We start from the raw sequence: 15,826 nt of genomic DNA, 5'->3' as shown, positions 1-15,826 counted from the left end.
GCGTGGTCATCCTTTCAACCGGCCATTTCGCCCCGTCCCGGGCGGCCATTGTACCGCGCCTGCGCCAGAAGGAGCAGACGCATCAGCCCCATGGCAGCCAGCACGGTCAGCATGATCAGCACCGAGAAGGCCGCGGCCTGTGTCGATGAGCCTGCCTGATCAAGCCGCATCACCGAAACCGCGCCGACACTCAGCTTCGGGGTGATCAGGAAAATCACCGCCGACAGCGTCACCATCCCGCGCATGAACAGGAAGAAGAACACCGAAATCAGCGTTGGCACCATGATCGGAATGATCGCATCGCGCAGGTTGGCCCAGACACCGCCACCGATCGTGGTCACGGTTTCCTCAAGCTGTCGCGGCACATTGCGCACGCCCGTTACCATCGTCAGGAACCCCTGCGAGTGGTAATGGTAGAAGTTGCAAAATGCGATCAGCAGGGCCGAGCCGTAAAGAATGCCGGGAAAGACCGGCTTCACATTGAAGGACAGCACGTAGGAAAGCCCCAGCACCAGACCGGGCACGCCAACCGGAATGATCGCCAGCAGATAGACAAGCCTTGCCGGGCCGCGCGACATCTTGCGTTGCGCCAGAACCAGGGCGAACAACATCAGGGTGCCAAACGTCGCGGTGATCAGCGAGGCATAAAGCGAGGTCCAGAGCGGATCATAGCCGCCATGGGTGGTGATATTGTAGTTCTTCAGCGTCAGGCTCATTTTATAGGGCCAGAGCTGCACAAAGCTTGCGAAGATCACCACGGCGACAATCGCGATCAGGAAAAGCGCGGTCAGGTAGCTGGCGGCCCAAAGCGGAATATCGCGCGGCGCCCAGCGGTCGGGCTCGACCGGGATCGCGCCTTCCTGGGTGCCGCCGCGCTGTGCGGCGACTTTTTCAAGATAAAAGGCCAGCAAAGTGGGGATCAGCAGCAGGATCCCGACCACCGCGCCCATGTTGAAATTCATCTGGCCGACGACCTGGGCGTAGATCTCGGAGGCCAGCACCCGGTAATTGCCGCCGATCACCGCCGCATTGCCGAAATCGGTGATGGTCACGGTGAAACAGACAAAACCCGCGCTCAGAAGGCCGAAGCGCAGCGATGGCAGCGTGATATCGACAAAACGCCGCCAGGGCGAGGCGCCCAAAACCAGCGCCGCATCATATTGGCGCCGGTCGGCATAGCGCAGCGCGACCGCAAGGATCATCACGGCCTGAGGCAAAGCATACATCGAATTGGCGATCACCAGGCCGGGCAGACCGTAGATCTGCATTTGCATCCCGGTCAGATAATTCAGCAGGCCATTGCGGCCAAACATGAAGATCAGACCAAGCGCCTGTACCAGCGAGGGCGCCAGCAGTGGCAGGATCAGTGCCAGCGAGACCAGCCAGCGCAGCGGTATCCTGCTGCGGCTCATCGCATAGGCGATCACAAGGCCAAGGCTGACACAGATCAGCGCAGTCAGACCGCTCATCACCATCGAATTCCACACCACGCGCCAGAGGTGATCAAGCGCGAGGATCTCGCGGTAATTGCCAAAGCCCACCGCCCCGTCGCGTTGCAACAGGCTGCGCCAGATCACAATCGCCAGCGGATAGAGGAAGAAAAGCGCCAGCCCCGCCAGCGGCACCAGCAGCACCACGCGCTGAAAGAGCCGCTCTTCAAAAGGGGTATCCAGGCCGCGCGCGACGCGTTTACCTGCAATGCTCATGGCTGAACCCAGACACCGGCACCCGCCTGCAGGCTGAGGTCAACCGAAGCGCCTTCGCTGAAACCGGGCAGGCGGTGGGTTTCGGCCAGGATGGTTTCGCCCTGCCAGTCCACCTCGACGCGGCTGACATTGCCGAGGAAGGTGATCGACCGCACCCGGCCCGTGGCCGCCGCATCCTCGCGGATAAGCACATCTTCCGGACGCAGTGCGAAAAGGCTGTCGCCCTGGCCCTGGGGCGGTGTGACGCCGAACCCCGCCGCGCGCGCGGCGCTTAACAGGGTCGAACTGCCGACGAAATCTGCGACAAAGCGGGTCGCCGGCCGCGCGTAGATTTCCGCCGGAGAGCCGATCTGCTCGATCCGGCCCGCGCTCATGCAGACCACGCGGTCCGACATGGTCAGCGCCTCTTCCTGGTCATGGGTCACCATGATGGTCGGGATGCCAAGCCGCTTCTGCATCTGACGGATCTCGGTCCTGAGCCCGGCCCGTACCCGCGCATCCAGCGCCGAAAGCGGCTCGTCCAGCAGCAAAAGCGCCGGCTGAACTGCCAGGGCGCGCGCAATCGCCACCCTTTGCTGCTGCCCGCCGGAAAGCTGCCAGGGCAGGCGGTCGGCGAATTGTTCCAGTCTGACCAGCGCCAGAAGTTCTTCGACCCGCGCAGAGATCTCGGCCCGGGGGCGCTGCCGCAATTTCAGCCCATAGCCGATATTCTGCGCCGCAGTCATCTGCGGGAACAGCGAATAGGACTGGAAGACGATGCCGAAACCGCGATCACGCGCCCCGATCGTGGCAAGATCGCGCCCGCCCAGGATCATCTCGCCGGTCTCAAAGCTTTCCAGCCCGGCGATCACCCGCAGAAGCGTGGTCTTGCCGCAGCCCGAAGGCCCGAGCAGACAAACGAATTCACTGTCGCCGACCGAGAGATCGATCTCGTTCAGCGCCTGAAATGTGCCATAGAACTTCGACAGCCCTCGGATGTCCAGGGTCATCATACCTCACTCAATACGGAGTTTCTGTGCAGCGGCAGCTGGTGAAGACGGGATGCGGAAAAGGCTCCGCATCCCACAGATCAGGCGTCTCAGCGCCCGACGGTCTCGCGCCATTTGGTGAGGATCGCGTCACGCGCCTCGCCCGAAGCTGCGAAATTCATCGGGAAAAGCACCGAGGAAAGATCTTCCGGCAGACCGGCTTTTTCCGCCTGGGGCGACCGCGGCACACCGGGAATGGTGACCAGATCCTTGCGCGCCGCATAGGCTTCGGCCGCGCCTTCTCCGAGCGTCCAGTCAAGGAAACGTTTGGCATCATCGGGATTTTTCGCCGAAGCCATCAGCCCGTTGGCCTCCAGCTCAAAGCCGGCGTAATCCGAGGGGATCACCATCTGGATCGGATAGCCCTCATCAATTCCCTGCATCGCCACGTAGGAAAGTGATGCCCCGATGGCGAATTCACCGGCCTGGGCCATGCGGCAGGGCCGCGAGCCAGAGGTGGTATATTGTGCCATATTCGGGTCGATATCCTTGATCAGCTGCCAGCCGGCCTCATCCCCCGCGCCCTGCAGGATCGCCGCGATCTGCAGATAGCCGGTGCCCGAAGAGGACGGATCAGGCATCACCACCTCGCCCTTATAGGCGGGGTTCTTCAGATCTTCCCAGGAGGTGGGGACCGGCGCGCCCAGCTGGGCCAGACGTTCGGTATTGACGCAGAAAGCGCCGACATAGCCCGTGGGCGCAAACCAGCGGCCATCCTTGTCGCGGAACTGCGCGCCAAGGGCATCTTCGCCTTTGGCATCATAGCCCGCAAGCTGATCATAGATCGCCGGGTTAAGCATATTGGTGAGGGCAAAGCCCCAGATGACATCGGCCTGCGGATTGCCGGCCTCGGCGATCAGCCGCGCGCCAAGGTCGCCGGTCGAAAGCCGCAGCAGGTTGACGGTGACATCCGGCATATCGGCTGCTGCCCGCTCCAGGTAGGCAGCAATCTCGTCTTCTTCCAGCGCTGAATAGACCGTGATCTCGCCCGCCAGTGCCGGTAATGCCGCCACCCCGAGAGCAAGCCCGGCAAGAAGTGAAATAGTATTCTTCATAAGCCTTCTCCTGTTGATTGGTTTTATTTTTCAGAAACGGTAACGCAGGCTTGACGATGTGGCAATCTGTGCATTTGTGCTATATTGAGGTTTTTCAAAAATCATCATTCCAGCACGGGAGTTGTCCGGACATGGTTACAGACGCGCCAGGAAATCGGACAATTCAGGCCGAAATTGCTGATTATGCGTTCAAAATCGCGACCGAGGCCGGAAGGCTGGGGATGCAATGGTTTCGCAAGCCGGTCGCAATTGACATCAAGGAAGACCAGAGCCCCGTCACCGAAGCAGATCGCGCGGTCGAGGCCTTTCTGCGCGAGAGACTGCGCGCGGCCTTTCCGGAACACGCAATTCTGGGCGAAGAATTCGGCCTGGAAGGCCAGTCCGGCGCTCCGACCTGGGTCGTCGACCCGATTGACGGCACCCGGAGCTTTATCACCGGCTGGCCGATCTGGGGCACCCTTATGGCCCTGACCACCGATGATCGCCCGCAGCTTGGCATCGTGCATATGCCGGCCCTTGGCGAAACCTGGGTCGCAAGCGCCGGCAATGGTTGTCGCTTTCACGGCGCTGACGGAACAAGCAGTGCCGCGCGCACCAGCAGCTGTGAAGACCTGGCCCAGGCGCGGTTCTACACCACATCTCCCGACTATTTCGACAGCAGCGAACGCCCGCATTACGAGGCGATCCGCGATGCGTCCCGGGTCCGGCGTTTCGGCGGCGACTGCTATGGATACGGCTTGCTTGCCTCGGGACATATCGACCTCATTGTCGAAAGCCGCCTGCAGCCTTATGATTTCCTTGCTATCGCGCCCGTGGTCACCGAGGCTGGCGGCGTCATCACTGACTGGCAGGGTAAACCATTGACCCCAGGCTCTGGCGAGCAGGTCATCGCTGCCGCAACGCCCGCATTGCATCGCGAAGCCCTGGCCTTTTTGAACAGCTAATAAAAGGTCTTCGCCCCATGTGGCAGGCAAAGCGTCATCAGCGGATCCGCGCCCTTCTGGAAACTTTTGGTCAGGTCAGCATCGACAGGATCGTCACCGAACTTGGCGTCTCACGCGAGACGGTGCGGCGCGACCTGAAAGAGCTGGAAGAAGCGGGTGCCCTGCGGCGCGTTCATGGCGGTATCGTGCCGTCACATGCCGAGAATGAAGCGCCATATCCCGAACGGACCCGCCAGAACCTGCGCGAAAAGCGGGCGATTGCCGGGGCCTGTCTCGGGCTTGTCAGCCCCGGCCAGACCTTGCTGATCGATGCGGGCAGCACCACCGCCTGCCTTGCCGGGCAACTGGCCGGGCTGAGCGGCCTGCTGGTCTTCACCAATTCGGTCGAGGTCGCCAATCATCTGAGCACGGCCACGTCGCGCGCGCGCCAGAATCGCACCATTCTGTTTGGCGGCGATTTCATTTCGGCACCGGCCTCGACCTGTGGCATGACGACCCTTGCCGCAATCGCCAATGTGCGGGCCGATATCGCGTTTTCATCGCCCTATGGCCTGAGCGCGGCGGATGGCGCGACCAGCATGCTCGTTGAAGAGGCCGAGATCGCGCGGGCTGTCTTTGCCAGCGCCACGCGCCGGATCCTTTTGGCAGACGGATCGAAACTGGGGCGCTGCGGTCGCATCTCTTTTGCATCGGCCGGTGAACCCGACCATATCATCATGGACGCCGCCGCGCAGGAACATCCCCATTTCACGCTGCTGCAGGAAAAAAGCGGCAACCGCATCATTTGCGCGGGTGCAGAAGCGCCGCAGTGACGCGCTGAAGGCCGATGCCCGTGCCGGTTGCGAGGGAACCTCTGCCAGGCCCGGGCGTTGCCGATGTGATGATTGCGGTGTGAGGGAAAATGTCCGAAAGCCCACTGCTGCGACCAGGTGAAACCTGCTGGAGGGTCGAGACCGCGCAGCGATTTGCCTTTGTCGTTGATGGCGCGGATTATTTCGTATCCCTGCGCAAGGCGCTTCTTCAGGCCCGGCATTCGATCATGCTGGTGGGCTGGGATTTCGACACCCGGATCACCTTTGGCGACAGCAGGGACGGGGGGCCCGAGCGGCTGGGGGATTTTATCCTCTGGCTGGCGGATCGGACGCCGTCGCTTGAGATCAGGCTGCTTCGCTGGGATACGGGTGCGTTCAGGGCGATGCTGCGCGGCAATACGATCTTCACCATTCTGCGCTGGAAGGCGCATCCCCGGATCACGCTGAAGCTTGATGCAAAGCATCCGCTGGCCGGATCGCATCACCAGAAGATCGTGGCGATCGACGACAGTATCGCCTTTGCGGGCGGCATTGATCTGACCATGCAGCGATGGGACACGCGCGATCATCTTGATGATGATCCGCGCCGTGTCGGCCCGGGCGGACGGCCCACGGATCCCTGGCATGATGCGACCAGCGCCTTTGACGGGGACGCCGCGCGGGCCATCGGCGATCTGGCGCGGGCGCGCTGGCTGACTGCCACCGGGGAAAGCCTTGAACCCTGTTCGCAGTGTCACGACTGCTGGCCCGAAGGGCTGGCGACTTCATTCACAAAGATGCGGCTTGGTATTTCGCGGACCATCCCGAAGATGGACGGGCAGGAGCCGGTCCATGAGATCGAGGCCGCCTGGATCGATATGATCGCGCGGGCAAAGCGGATGATCTATGCCGAAAGCCAGTATTTCGCCTCGCGCAGGATCGCGCATGCCATTGCCGAACGGCTTGCAGAGGCGGACCCGCCGGAGATCGTTATCATCATGCCGCATACCGCCCATGGCTGGCTGGAACCGCTGGCGATGGACACTGCCCGCGCGAAGCTGGTCGAAGCGTTGCAGCGGATCGACCACCACGGCCGTCTGCGCATCTGGCATCCGCAGACCGCAGGCGGACAGCCGATCTATGTCCATGCCAAGGTGATGGTTGTGGACGATCAGATCCTGCGGGTGGGATCTTCGAATTTCAACAACCGCTCGATGCGGCTCGACAGTGAATGCGATGTGATCCTCTCGGCGGATGAGGCGGGCAATGCGGATCTGAAGGATGAAATCGCGGCGCTGCGCAATGATCTGCTGGCCGAACATCTGGGCGTCACACCAGCAGAGGTTGCCGCCAGCCTGGAGGCGACCGGCTCGCTGATCGCCACGGTCGGGGCGCTGCGCGGACCAGGTCGCAGCCTCGTCCCGTATGAGGTTCCGGACCTCTCTGCCATCGGAGCATGGCTTGCCGAGAATGAGATCCTCGACCCGAACGGCCCGGACGAGATGTTCGAGAGCCCCTCAAAGCGCGGGATCTTTAAAGGGTGGGAGCGGCTGAAAAGCCGCTTCCGCCGCCCGAAAAAGGGTCAGCGGTAGCTGACTGCCCTCGCAAAAGGTCAATGATCAGCACCGATTTATCTGCCTGGGTGCGCAGCGTGGGAGTGGTTATTCGCGTTTCGGCTCAGTTCAGGCGCCAGATCGCGATATTGAGCAGCGAAGCAAAGGCAACCCAGGCGATATAGGGCAGAAACAGGAGGGCTGAGACCGGCTCTCTCGTCCTGGCTCTCAGACAGAAGGCGACCAGCGTCGCCAGCAGGGCAAGGATGATGACCAATCCAAGCGCAATGTTCTGCAGCCCGAAAAAGGCGGGCGACCAGGCGAAGTTCAGCCCCAGCTGCAGGGCCCAGAGCCAGCGGAGCGGCTGATCCTGTATTCTGTCAAAGACCCTCCAGCCGACGATGCCGATCAAAACATAAAGAACGGTCCAGACCGGGCCGAAAACCTGGTTTGGTGGGTTGAAGCCGGGCTTTGCGAGGCTCTCATACCAGGCACCGGGGATGTTGAGCCAGCCAATCAGCAAGCCGGCCAGGACCACCGGCACGACGAATAAAAGCGGTCTCAGCATGGTTGGGGCTCTCCTTCGGGCTGTCCTGGTCGCGAGGCCATAAGGGCGCGGCCCGCGTTTAAATACACGGGCCGCAGCAGGCCGGGGCGGGGCAGGGAGAGGGAGGAGGCCGGGCCCCGGCCATCAGATGCCGAAAGAGGCGTCAGCGCCGGCGATCACTGGCGCAAAGTCCTGCCAGCACAAAGCCCGCTGCAACGCCCATCAGGCCAACGGAGGTCAGAACGGTTGCCGTTGTGCCGGGGTTTTCGCGCATGGCGCCGACCGTAAGACTGGCCTGTTCGCGAACTTGCGACGCGACCTGACGCGCACGGCCTTTGCCTTCCTCGAAGGCATCTTCCGCGTCATCCATCGCGTCTGACGCCCGCGACGCGAGAGATTTGCTCATTCTGGAAACTTCTTTCTTCAGATCGGTGATCTGCTTCTCCAGATTGGCGCGGATATCGTCTGCTGCCTCTGCCATAGTCAGCTCTCCTTTTAGAACAAGTAAACGAACTCACACCTGTCCAACGGTAAAGCGGCTCTCAGGTTCCCTGGGATGACGTTGCGTTCACTCGGGGGTGATGGCGCGCCGTCGCAATATCGGCTGCAAGGTGTTCGGTCATCCGGGCCCGGGCCCCGGGGTCCTGCTGCCGGAGGATTGCCGATGGATGCCAGGTGATCAGCACCGGCCCGCCATGAAGGCCGGTTTCGATCTGCCCGCGCCGGGCGGTCATCGGAGCCTCGCTGCCGGTCAGGGCGAACGCCGCCGTGGCGCCAAGCGCCAGCACAAGATCTGGCCGGATAAAGCCCAGTTCCAGCCCGAGCCACCAGCGGCAGTGCAGGATTTCCTGCCGGGCCGGGTTTTGATGCAGGCGCTGTTTGCCGCGCGGGCTGAATTTGAAATGCTTTACCGCATTGGTAAGCCAGACCGAAGCCGGGTCGAGGCCTGCCGAGGCCATGCTCTGCCGCAAAAGCTGTCCGGCGGGGCCGATGAAGGGGCGCCCCTCCAGATCCTCGCGGTCGCCGGGCTGTTCGCCGACCAGCATCAGGCGGGCGGTCGCAGAGCCCTCTCCCCAGACAGTCTGAGTAGCCGCCTCGCACAAACCGCAGCGACGGCATTGCAGCGCCGCATCCTGGGCCGCCGCCAGCGTCTCTGGCAGATCCTGAGCTGCGGGCATCGTGGCGCGGTAGCGGGTCGAAACAGCGGCGGCACCGGGGCGCGGTGCGCTGGCCGCCGCCTCGCGCATCCGCTGTACCCGCGCTTCTGCATCTTTCAGCATATCAGGGATCAGCCGGGTCTCGGGCAGGTTCTTCCAGTATTTCTTCGGCATCTCCGAACGCATCGCATCAAGTTTCACTCGTGCCGGGTTGAAGATATTGGCGAAATAGGTGGCCCAGAGGCTTTCTGACGCATCTTCGGGAAGATCGGGGCGCGCCCCGCCGGGATGAAAGGCAAGCTGCCCGGCCTCGAACCGGGCGGTCAGGCGCGGCGTGGCGATCATCCAATCCATATCGGCAAAGCGTTTTGCGAAAAAGCTGCTGCCGGGTTCCAGTGTGTTATGACCGGGCTCGAACCAGGCCGCAAAACGGCGTCTGCCTTCGGAGGGCAGTTCGCGAAACCGCACGAAAGCGTGCATCTTGTGGATGTCGCGGCCCACGGCCTTTGTCATCAGGTTCAGTCGCCGCCCCAGCGGATCGGTTTGCGACAGAGTGTCCCCCTCGCGCGCGTCCAGACGCCAAAGCGCCTGATAGAGCAGGGCGAACCGCTCTGGCGCAGAATGCCAGATGACCGAGCCTGCCAGTTTCACGAATTGCCCGGGCACCCTTGCCTGATGCGGGCCGGGGCCGTCCGGCAGCGGATCGGCCGCGAAAAGCCCCGCCCCGCCGGTCCAGTCTATATCGCCTGGGGGGATGCGGTGGCTGATCGCAAGCCGTGCCGCCTGCCGCCATGCCCCGAACTGCCCCTGTTCGGGCAGGGTGACGGCGAAGCTCATAAAAGCGACAGCTGCTCTGGCGGTGGCGCGAAACGGGCGCGCAGGCCGGCGCTGTCAGTCAGCCCGCCCGGCGACCAGCCCGGGGCCGTGATGAAGGGCCGCGCTTTTTTCATCAGAGCGCCCATCCGCACGAGATCCTCATAGCGTAAGCCGCGCGAGCGGCGCGCCGCCAGGATGCGGTCGACCGTACGGGTGCCAAAGCCCGGAACCCGCAACAGCATATCCTTTGCGGCCCGGTTCACATCCAGCGGGAAGAGCCCGCGATGCTGCAGCGCCCAGGCCAGTTTCGGGTCGATCTCCAGATCCAGATGCCCGGCAGTCGTGCCGGTCGCGATCTCTTCGGCGCTGAAGCCGTAAAAGCGCAAAAGCCAGTCTGCCTGATACAGCCGGTGTTCGCGCAACAGTGGCGGCTGGACCAGGGGCAGGGCCGATGACGCGTCCGGGATCGGCGAGAAGGCCGAGTAATAGACCCGCCGCAGCTTGTAGCCGGTGTAAAGCCGGGTCGAGCTTTGCAGGATCGTCACATCATCGGTGCCATCTGCGCCGATGATCATCTGCGTCGACTGGCCGGCAGGGGCAAAGCGCGGCGGGCGCCTGCCGGTCAGGGTTTTCTCTTTCGCGGCCTCCCCCTCGATCCGCACCTGCGCCATGGCAGAGCGTATTGTCTCGGGGCGTTTTTCCGGAGCGAAGCGGCGCACCGAGGCATCGGCGGGCAATTCGACATTGATCGAGAGGCGGTCGGCATAAAGCCCTGCCTCGCGGATCAGATCCGGGCTGGCATCGGGAATGGTCTTCAGATGGATATAGCCCCTGAAACCGTGATCCTGGCGCAGGACCCGTGCGATGCGGGCCATATCCGCCATGGTCTGATCGGGCGAACGGATGATCCCCGAAGACAGGAACAGCCCTTCGATGTAATTGCGCCGGTAGAATTCCAGCGTGAGCGTGACGACCTCATCGACCGAAAATCGCGCGCGCTCGACATTCGAAGAGACGCGGTTGATGCAATAGGCGCAGTCGAAGATGCAGAAATTGGTCATCAGGATTTTTAAAAGGCTGATACAGCGCCCGTCCGGCGTGTAGGCGTGGCAGATGCCGGCGCCGCCCGAAGACCCGATACCACCCTTGCGGGAATCGCGCTTCTCGCCTCCGCTGGAGGCGCAGGAGGCATCATATTTTGCCGCGTCCGAAAGGATCGCCAGCTTGTCCTGAAGGGGTCTTGCCATGCGCAGGACAGTATATGTTCACTATATGTTCGTCAATTTCCTCTCTGCCCTATGAGCTGAAATGTGACTGGCGGCCCTGGAGAGCGACCGCCCTATCCGCCAGTTGCCACAAATGGCCTTGCCGCACGCACCGCGCCGGGGATTTTTCCCGCCAGAGCTGAAAAATGCCCTTCCCGGGCCCTGCCCGCATGTAAAAAATTGCGTGGGGGGCCGCATTCCGATTGAATCGAGATGTTTCGTATATAAAATAAATTGCAGAACCGGCGCGGCATGACGCTGGAAGCGAACTGCAAACAGAGAGGAAGCCATGATGATGAGAGCTTGCGGCGATCCGGCCGGGGCGCGCGCTCCCTTTGGAAAGGTGGCCTCCTGGCAAGGAGGGCTCGTATGAGCACCCTGCTTTTGTTGCAGGTCATGAATGGCGTTCAGTTCGGGATCCTCCTCTTCCTCGTTGCTGCAGGCCTGACGCTGATCTTCGGGATCATGGATTTCATCAACCTGGCCCATGGTGCGCTGTACATGGTCGGGGCTTATCTGATGGCGACTTTCGCCGCGACGACCGGCAATTTCTGGCTCGGGCTGGCGCTGACCCTGCCGGCGATGCTGGTGGTCGGATTGTTGCTCGAGCTCGGGATCTTCCGAAGACTCTATCAGCGACCGCATCTCGATCAGGTTCTGGCGACCTTCGCGCTGGTGCTGATCACCTCTGAGCTGGTCAAGATGATTTGGGGGGCGGCACCACTGAACGTCCCGATGCCCGAGAGCCTTTCGGGCTCGATGCCGCTGGCCGGGCCGATGCGCTTTCCGGTCTACCGGCTGGCGATTATCCTTGCGGGGCTCGGTCTTGCACTTGGGCTCTGGTATGTGATCGGGCGCACAAGGCTCGGGATGCTGCTCAGGGCAGGCGCCTCGAACCGCAATATGGTCTCGGCACTTGGCATTGATATTTCACGCCTTTTCACCGTGGTCTTCGCCTTTGGCGCCATGCTGGCCGGCTTTGCAGGGGCCATTGTCTCGCCCATCCTCTCGGTCGATCCGGGGATGGGAGATTCGATCCTGATCCTCGCCTTCGTGGTGATCGTGATTGGCGGCGTCGGCTCGGTCCGGGGGGCCTTTATCGCCGCGCTGCTGGTCGGCATCATCGATACGGTCGGGCGGATTTTCGGGCCGATGCTTTTGAAAATGGCCTTTGATCCGGCGGTGGCCAATCAACTGGGCCGCACCCTTGCCCCCATGCTGGTCTATCTTCTGATGATCGCCATTCTCTGCTGGCGCCCGAACGGGCTTTTCGGTCGGAGCCATGCCAAATGACCCAGATCCCCTCGCAGATTACCCGTACCGGCGACCCCCGCATCCGCATCGCATTATGCATCTTCGCGGCCCTTGCCATCGTGCCGCCGCTTCTGAACCTTGCCGGGCTGGACTATTACACCTCGGTCGTCACGCGGATGATGATCTATGCCATCGCCGCGCTGTCACTGGATCTGATCCTGGGCTATGGCGCGCTGGTTTCCTTTGGCCATGCTGCCTTTTTCGGGATCGGCGCCTATGCGGCGCTGTTCCTGCAAACAAGGGGGATCACCGATTTCTTCCTGCATCTCGCGGGGGCAAGCCTTGCAGCCACAGCCTTCGCGCTGGTGACCGGGGCCATCGCTTTGCGCACCCGCGGGGTTTATTTCATCATGATCTCGCTGGCCTTCGGCCAGATGGCGTTCTTCTTCTTCATCTCGCTCTCGGCCTTTGGCGGCGATGACGGGATGAGCCTGCCGCGCGCCACCCTTTTCGGCCAGGACTTGCTGCGCAGTGAGATCACGCTGTTCTATCTGGTCCTCGCGATCCTCGTGGTGATCTTCGGCTTTCTCTGCCGCCTGACCCGGTCGCGCTTTGGCAGGGTGCTGATCGGCACCCGCGAAGACAGCCTCAGGATGGAGGCGATCGGCTATAGGATCATGCCCTATCAGATGGTCGCCTATGTGATTTCGGCCGTGATCTGCGCCATCGCCGGGGTGCTGATCGCGAACCAGCTCCAATATGTCTCGCCAACGCTTTCAAGCTGGCAGCGTTCGGGTGAATTCATCATCATGGTCGTGCTGGGTGGCGTCGGAAACCTCGTCGGGGCGCTGGCCGGTGCCCTTCTGACCATCGGCCTGGAAGAGGCGCTCGCACGGTTCTCGGAACACTGGAAGCTCTGGTTCGGTATCCTGCTTCTGGCGGTTGTTCTGTTCTCGCCCGGTGGCCTGACCCGCCTCGTGGAGCGCATCGGCGGGCGCGTCAGCGGCAAGGGAGATGACAGATGAGCCAGCCCCTGCTTGAAGTCACGTCGCTGCGCAAATCCTTTGGCGCGCTTGCCGTCACCAATGACGTTTCGCTGAAGGTCTTTTCCGGTCAGATCCACGCGATCATCGGGCCGAACGGGGCAGGCAAGACCACGCTGATCTCGCAGCTTTCCGGCCAGCTTGCGCCCGACAGCGGCGAAGTGCGTTATGATGGCGAGACCATCACCCATCTCGACATGGCGGGGCGGGTGCGCCGCGGCCTTGCGCGGTCGTTTCAGCTGACGCGGATCCTGCCCGGGCTGTCGGTGCTGGAAAATGTCGCCATCGCGGTTCAGGCGCGGACGGGATCCTCCTTTCGCTTCTGGCAGGTTGCCGCCCAGGAACGCGCGCTGAATGACGAGGCCATGGCCTGCCTGACCGAGGTCGGGCTGGACGCCCAGGCCCGGCGGCTGGCCCGCACCCTGTCGCATGGCGAGAAACGCCAGCTTGAAATCGCGATTGCCCTGGCGACAAAGCCACGCCTTTTGCTGCTGGATGAACCCCTTGCCGGCACCGGCCCGGAAGAGGCCGAGATCCTCGTCGCGCTGATGCTCAGGCTGAAATCCCGCGTCACCATGATGCTGATCGAGCATGACATGAGCGCGGTGTTCCAGCTTGCCGACTGGATCTCGGTGCTGGTTTACGGCGAAATCGTCGCCGGCGGCACCGCCGAAGACATCCGCAATCACCCGAAGGTGCGCGAGGCTTACCTCGGCGAAGAAGAGGAGGGCACCTGATGCTGCTGGTCGAGGATCTCGAGGCCTCTTATGGCGACAGCAAGGTGCTCTTCGGCATGTCCCTGTCCATCAGCCAGGGCGAGGTCGTCACGCTTCTGGGCCGCAACGGCATGGGCAAGACCACGACGATCAACACGATCTTCGGCCTTGTAAAACCACGCGGGGGCCGGATCTCGGTGCATGGCCGTGACGTCGCCGGCCTGTCGCCGCACAGGATCGCGCGGATGGGGCTTGGGCTGGTGCCCGAGGGGCGGATGATCTTCCCTAATCTCACCGTCGCCGAAAACCTGATCGCCACCGCCCGTTCCGGCGGAAAGAAGGGCAAATGGACGCTTGAGCGCGTCTGCGCACTTTTCCCGCGCCTGAAAGAGCGGGCGTCGAATATGGGCAACCAGCTCTCGGGCGGTGAACAGCAGATGCTGGCCATCGGGCGGGCGCTGATGACCAACCCGGATCTTGTGGTGCTGGACGAGGCGACCGAAGGGCTCGCGCCGCTGATCCGCGATCAGATCTGGGATTGCCTTGCAAAACTGAAGGCGGAAGGCGAGGCGATCCTTGTCATCGACAAGAATGTCGACGCGCTGACCCGCTTCGCTGACCGGCATTATGTCGTGGAAAAGGGCCGGGTCGTCTGGTCAGGAACCACGCAGGCGCTGAAAGACAGCCCCGGGATCAAGGATCGGTTTCTCAAGGTCTGAGGCGGGTCAGCGCCCCGTAAGTCAGCGCTGCGCGTGGCGGCGGGACAGCTCGGATGGCGGCGCCCCGAAGCGGCGACGGAAATCGGTGGCGAAAGCGCCAAGATGGTTGAAGCCAAAGCGCAGTGCCAGATCGGTGATGCCATTTGGCGGACAAAGACCGGCCTCGATCTCGGCCCGCACGCGCTGCAGGCGCATCTCTTTCAGGGCTGCCAGCGGCGTGGTGCCGCGCTTGTCACGCATCAGCCGGTGCAGGCTGCGCACACTTGTCCCGACCGCCTGCGCTATCGCCGCCGGGTCGATCACCTGGTCAAGATGGCTGGCCATGAACGCCTCGGCACGCAAAAGCATCCTGTCACTTTGCGAGCTGGTGTTCGGCGACTGAACGGCCACTGCGCCGGGCTGAGGGGGCAGCGCCGCTTCTGCGGCGGCGCCCCAGGCCGCGCCGCGCCCGCCGCCCGCCGGCATATGGGCTTTCAGCGCGCGGGCGATTGCGCCGATCAGGCTTTGCTCCAGGCCAAGCGCCAGCGGGCTGTCGCCCACCAGCACGCCGGATTCCAGTTCCGTCAGAAGATATTGCGCCAGCCGCCACAGCTGCGCACCTTCCGGCGTGGCAAGCGAAAGACTGCCCGAGGGCAGCGGCCCACAGGCCAGTGCCGTGATCTGCGGCGCGCTCAGATCGACGATGAGCATCCGGCTGTCCTGGGAGAAATCCAGATCCAGCGCGGTTGGCGCATCGACCACCTGGGCCTCAAGGCCCGAGCGGAAGCTCTCCTCTCCCCTTCGCCCGCTGCGTGCAAGGAAGGTGCCCCCGACGGGGATCTGCAACAGCGAAATGGCCCGGTCGGGTGCCACCCTGACCGAAGCGGGCGCGCCCAGACGTACCGCCGTCAGCCCCAGTCCATTGACCCGCTGATGCAGGATCTCGGTCCGGTATCCGCGCCGCGCCTTGCCCCGCACCCGGCAGGGGCGCAAGAGATCAGACATCACCGCCTCGAATTCCTCGAGCGAGCTGCTGCGCTTCCACAAAGGGGGCGGCGACAGAGGCGGCAAGGGCGGCGGCGGCAAGGTGTGCATTAACGCGATCAACCGGGTCAGTGAGGGGCGGAATTTATTTCAGGCTTATAGTTTCAGACGGCAATTCAACCATGGGCCGGGCGACCTTTGCAAAAGCTTTCTGCACAGGCTGTATCTGACCGCGCAGGTCTTTTGTCCCTCACGGCCCTGCATGCGGG

The 15,826-nt window shown here is 62.8% G+C and carries 15 protein-coding genes; 7 read left to right on the top strand and 8 right to left on the bottom strand.

All coding sequences use genetic code 11. From position 1 onward, the window contains the following. Positions 1 to 14 precede the first annotated feature (14 nt). The 3 genes from M3484_RS13000 to M3484_RS12990 all read right to left on the bottom strand — a co-directional run bounded on the left by M3484_RS13000 (position 15) and on the right by M3484_RS12990 (position 3,789). Positions 15 to 1,706, bottom strand: a complete 1,692-nt coding sequence (locus M3484_RS13000; RefSeq protein ID WP_249497202.1) for an ABC transporter permease subunit — start codon at positions 1,704 to 1,706, stop codon at positions 15 to 17. Next, complete coding sequence (locus M3484_RS12995) at positions 1,703 to 2,695, bottom strand: ABC transporter ATP-binding protein (RefSeq protein ID WP_092904786.1); 993 nt, start codon at positions 2,693 to 2,695, stop codon at positions 1,703 to 1,705. Before M3484_RS12995 ends, M3484_RS13000 begins: the two co-directional genes overlap by 4 nt. Positions 2,696 to 2,784: 89 nt before the next feature. Continuing rightward, positions 2,785 to 3,789 carry an ABC transporter substrate-binding protein gene (locus M3484_RS12990; RefSeq protein WP_092904467.1) on the bottom strand — a complete coding sequence of 335 codons (1,005 nt, stop codon included), beginning with the start codon at positions 3,787 to 3,789 and terminating at the stop codon, positions 2,785 to 2,787. Between the two features lie 131 nt (positions 3,790 to 3,920). Between M3484_RS12990 and hisN the strand changes: the two genes are divergently transcribed. The 3 genes from hisN to M3484_RS12975 all read left to right on the top strand — a co-directional run bounded on the left by hisN (position 3,921) and on the right by M3484_RS12975 (position 7,116). Then, positions 3,921 to 4,733 carry a histidinol-phosphatase gene (hisN, locus tag M3484_RS12985; protein ID WP_249497201.1) on the top strand — a complete coding sequence of 271 codons (813 nt, stop codon included), beginning with the start codon at positions 3,921 to 3,923 and terminating at the stop codon, positions 4,731 to 4,733. A gap of 17 nt (positions 4,734 to 4,750) precedes the next feature. Further along, positions 4,751 to 5,545: a DeoR/GlpR family DNA-binding transcription regulator gene (locus M3484_RS12980; protein WP_249497200.1), complete on the top strand. Its 795-nt coding sequence runs from the start codon at positions 4,751 to 4,753 to the stop codon at positions 5,543 to 5,545. An 89-nt stretch (positions 5,546 to 5,634) separates the two neighbouring features. Beyond that, positions 5,635 to 7,116: a phospholipase D-like domain-containing protein gene (locus M3484_RS12975; RefSeq protein ID WP_249497199.1), complete on the top strand. Its 1,482-nt coding sequence runs from the start codon at positions 5,635 to 5,637 to the stop codon at positions 7,114 to 7,116. Positions 7,117 to 7,201: 85 nt separating this feature from the next. Here the strand turns inward: M3484_RS12975 and M3484_RS12970 are convergent, their stop codons facing one another. The 4 genes from M3484_RS12970 to M3484_RS12955 form a co-directional block, all read right to left on the bottom strand. Beyond that, positions 7,202 to 7,645: a TspO/MBR family protein gene (locus M3484_RS12970; RefSeq protein ID WP_249497198.1), complete on the bottom strand. Its 444-nt coding sequence runs from the start codon at positions 7,643 to 7,645 to the stop codon at positions 7,202 to 7,204. A gap of 142 nt (positions 7,646 to 7,787) precedes the next feature. Next, a complete protein-coding gene (locus M3484_RS12965) occupies positions 7,788 to 8,105 on the bottom strand; it encodes a hypothetical protein (protein WP_092904477.1) in 318 nt (105 codons plus the stop codon). Between the two features lie 61 nt (positions 8,106 to 8,166). Further along, complete coding sequence (locus tag M3484_RS12960; protein WP_249497197.1) at positions 8,167 to 9,618, bottom strand: UdgX family uracil-DNA binding protein; 1,452 nt, start codon at positions 9,616 to 9,618, stop codon at positions 8,167 to 8,169. Further along, positions 9,615 to 10,844: a putative DNA modification/repair radical SAM protein gene (locus M3484_RS12955; protein ID WP_283258426.1), complete on the bottom strand. Its 1,230-nt coding sequence runs from the start codon at positions 10,842 to 10,844 to the stop codon at positions 9,615 to 9,617. Before M3484_RS12955 ends, M3484_RS12960 begins: the two co-directional genes overlap by 4 nt. Positions 10,845 to 11,231: 387 nt before the next feature. Between M3484_RS12955 and M3484_RS12950 the strand changes: the two genes are divergently transcribed. The 4 genes from M3484_RS12950 to M3484_RS12935 are packed head-to-tail and all read left to right on the top strand — an operon-like array spanning position 11,232 to position 14,594. Further along, positions 11,232 to 12,155 carry a branched-chain amino acid ABC transporter permease gene (locus M3484_RS12950; protein WP_092904482.1) on the top strand — a complete coding sequence of 308 codons (924 nt, stop codon included), beginning with the start codon at positions 11,232 to 11,234 and terminating at the stop codon, positions 12,153 to 12,155. Further along, positions 12,152 to 13,141, top strand: coding sequence for a branched-chain amino acid ABC transporter permease (locus M3484_RS12945; protein WP_249497196.1), 990 nt, complete (start codon positions 12,152 to 12,154; stop codon positions 13,139 to 13,141). The genes M3484_RS12950 and M3484_RS12945 overlap by 4 nt, the downstream gene beginning before the upstream one ends. Then, entirely contained in the window at positions 13,138 to 13,896 is a 759-nt protein-coding gene (locus M3484_RS12940; protein ID WP_249497195.1) for an ABC transporter ATP-binding protein, read from the top strand. The genes M3484_RS12945 and M3484_RS12940 overlap by 4 nt, the downstream gene beginning before the upstream one ends. Continuing rightward, positions 13,896 to 14,594 (top strand): ABC transporter ATP-binding protein, encoded by a 699-nt coding sequence (locus tag M3484_RS12935; RefSeq protein WP_249497194.1) that lies wholly within the window; start codon positions 13,896 to 13,898, stop codon positions 14,592 to 14,594. The genes M3484_RS12940 and M3484_RS12935 overlap by 1 nt, the downstream gene beginning before the upstream one ends. A 21-nt stretch (positions 14,595 to 14,615) precedes the next feature. Here the strand turns inward: M3484_RS12935 and M3484_RS12930 are convergent, their stop codons facing one another. Further along, entirely contained in the window at positions 14,616 to 15,668 is a 1,053-nt protein-coding gene (locus M3484_RS12930) for an AraC family transcriptional regulator (RefSeq protein ID WP_249497193.1), read from the bottom strand. Positions 15,669 to 15,826 lie beyond the last annotated feature (158 nt).

It is taken from the genome of Pseudomonas sp. GX19020, assembly GCF_023371075.1.
In the GTDB taxonomy this organism is placed as follows: domain Bacteria; phylum Pseudomonadota; class Alphaproteobacteria; order Rhodobacterales; family Rhodobacteraceae; genus Pseudogemmobacter.
The sequence above is the reverse complement of the archived record's forward strand: the minus strand, read 5'-3'. Positions and strand labels throughout refer to the sequence as shown.

Coding starts and splice junctions, on each gene's coding strand:
- M3484_RS13000 (WP_249497202.1), bottom strand. CDS start 1,706: ATGAGCATTGCAGGTAAACGCGTCGCGCGCGGCCTGGATACCCCTTTT.
- M3484_RS12995 (WP_092904786.1), bottom strand. CDS start 2,695: ATGACCCTGGACATCCGAGGGCTGTCGAAGTTCTATGGCACATTTCAG.
- M3484_RS12990 (WP_092904467.1), bottom strand. CDS start 3,789: ATGAAGAATACTATTTCACTTCTTGCCGGGCTTGCTCTCGGGGTGGCG.
- hisN (WP_249497201.1), top strand. CDS start 3,921: ATGGTTACAGACGCGCCAGGAAATCGGACAATTCAGGCCGAAATTGCT.
- M3484_RS12980 (WP_249497200.1), top strand. CDS start 4,751: ATGTGGCAGGCAAAGCGTCATCAGCGGATCCGCGCCCTTCTGGAAACT.
- M3484_RS12975 (WP_249497199.1), top strand. CDS start 5,635: ATGTCCGAAAGCCCACTGCTGCGACCAGGTGAAACCTGCTGGAGGGTC.
- M3484_RS12970 (WP_249497198.1), bottom strand. CDS start 7,645: ATGCTGAGACCGCTTTTATTCGTCGTGCCGGTGGTCCTGGCCGGCTTG.
- M3484_RS12965 (WP_092904477.1), bottom strand. CDS start 8,105: ATGGCAGAGGCAGCAGACGATATCCGCGCCAATCTGGAGAAGCAGATC.
- M3484_RS12960 (WP_249497197.1), bottom strand. CDS start 9,618: ATGAGCTTCGCCGTCACCCTGCCCGAACAGGGGCAGTTCGGGGCATGG.
- M3484_RS12955 (WP_283258426.1), bottom strand. CDS start 10,844: ATGGCAAGACCCCTTCAGGACAAGCTGGCGATCCTTTCGGACGCGGCA.
- M3484_RS12950 (WP_092904482.1), top strand. CDS start 11,232: ATGAGCACCCTGCTTTTGTTGCAGGTCATGAATGGCGTTCAGTTCGGG.
- M3484_RS12945 (WP_249497196.1), top strand. CDS start 12,152: ATGACCCAGATCCCCTCGCAGATTACCCGTACCGGCGACCCCCGCATC.
- M3484_RS12940 (WP_249497195.1), top strand. CDS start 13,138: ATGAGCCAGCCCCTGCTTGAAGTCACGTCGCTGCGCAAATCCTTTGGC.
- M3484_RS12935 (WP_249497194.1), top strand. CDS start 13,896: ATGCTGCTGGTCGAGGATCTCGAGGCCTCTTATGGCGACAGCAAGGTG.
- M3484_RS12930 (WP_249497193.1), bottom strand. CDS start 15,668: ATGCACACCTTGCCGCCGCCGCCCTTGCCGCCTCTGTCGCCGCCCCCT.